Raw genomic sequence first — 1,492 nt, 5'->3', positions numbered from 1 at the left:
AGGGTGGGCGACTAGTTGGCGTGTACCTTTGGAAAGTGCAGGTAATTCATCTTCAACAAAGGGCTTGAAGCGCTTTTTGATATGAATTTCGGGCATCACGGTATCCTGAGCTTGTTCTAAGCCAAGGATGCAATTCTCTAGAATTTTTTCTTCACTTAGCCAGGGGCTTTGCCAAAAGCTCTTTTCTACCTTCCAGGCATTGAGGAAATAGATTTTCTTCACGCCCATTGTTGTGGCGGTTTGAATGATTCGCTTTAACATTTTTGGTCGGGGTAGACCAATAATGAGTGTTAAGGGGAGTGGTGCGGGCGCTTCTTTTTGCCACTCGATATCGAGTTTGGCAGACTCCGTAGTGAGAGCTGTAATAGTGGCTAGGCCAATTTGCTGATTGAGCAGGCCAACGCGTATGTTATCTCCAACTTTTGACTTTAGAGTCTCATGCATATGTTCGAGTTGACGACCGGAAATCTCAGCCAGTGTTTCGCTGTGCATATTTTCGGGGAATAACAGTAGCAGGTTCATCTAATTGTTATTCGCTTACAGGTTCTTCGTTGCGCTTCTTTTCGACGAGTTTTGAAAACAGCACTCCGACTTCAAAGAGAGCCCACATTGGAACTGCTAAAAGAGTTTGCGAAATAACATCTGGAGGCGTCAATAACATACCGATAACGAAGCAGCCAACCACGATGTAAGGGCGTTTTTCACTTAGGCTAGCTGAGCTGGTAATACCTGCCGCAACCAAAATAATGGTTGCGATTGGGATTTCGAAGGCTAAACCAAATGCGAAGAATAGCTTTAGAATGAAGTCAAGATAGCGACTGATATCGGTCATTACAGTGACGCCTTCAGGTGCGGCACTGGTGAAAAAGCCAAACACTAAAGGAAAGACGACAAAGTAAGCGAATGCCATGCCGAGATAGAACAATATTATGCTCGATAGCAGTAAAGGATAGGCGAGCCGTTTTTCGTTCTCATAGAGTGCAGGTGCGATAAAACCCCATATTTGAAAGAGCACATAAGGCATTGATATAAACAGTGCCGTCATTAGAGCCAGTTTGAAGGGGGTAAAGAAGGGTGATGCGACATCGGTCGCGATCATGGTGCTACCTTCGGGTAAAAAGACCCTAAGTGGCTCTGAGACAATCAGGTAGATATCGTTGGCAAAATAGTAAAGGCCTGCGAAGATCAATATAACGCAAAGCACAGAACGCAGGAGGCGTGTGCGCAATTCTATCAGATGGCTGATTAGAGGCTGGCCTTGGTCGACTACAGTGTCGTTTTCAGTTGCGTTGTCAGAAGTCTTACTCATGTCTTTACTATGCTTAGCTTATTACGGAGGCCATGTTATGACTGCTTAGGCTTGTCGTTTTGCGTATTGCTTTGAAGGTCTTTTGACGAATCAGGCTCTTTTGGTGCCTGAAACAGCTTGTCATACTCATCTCTTGGTAAGGGCTCGAACTCTTCAGCTTCTTTGAGGGCGTCTTTAACGGTA

General features: G+C 45.1%; 2 protein-coding genes. Both read right to left on the bottom strand.

Going from position 1 to position 1,492, the window contains the following annotated elements; genetic code table 11:
- Positions 1–522 (bottom strand): RsmE family RNA methyltransferase (locus tag A3761_RS04760; RefSeq protein ID WP_068749909.1); only part of this gene is annotated, 522 nt, incomplete at its 3' end.
- 7 nt (positions 523–529) lie between these two features.
- Positions 530–1,309 carry a twin-arginine translocase subunit TatC gene (gene tatC / locus A3761_RS04755; protein WP_068510193.1) on the bottom strand — a complete coding sequence of 260 codons (780 nt, stop codon included), beginning with the start codon at positions 1,307–1,309 and terminating at the stop codon, positions 530–532.
- Positions 1,310–1,492 lie beyond the last annotated feature (183 nt).

The organism is Oleiphilus sp. HI0123, assembly GCF_001635315.1.
Note: the sequence above shows the minus strand (reverse complement) of the source record. Positions and strands in the feature narration are given on the sequence as shown.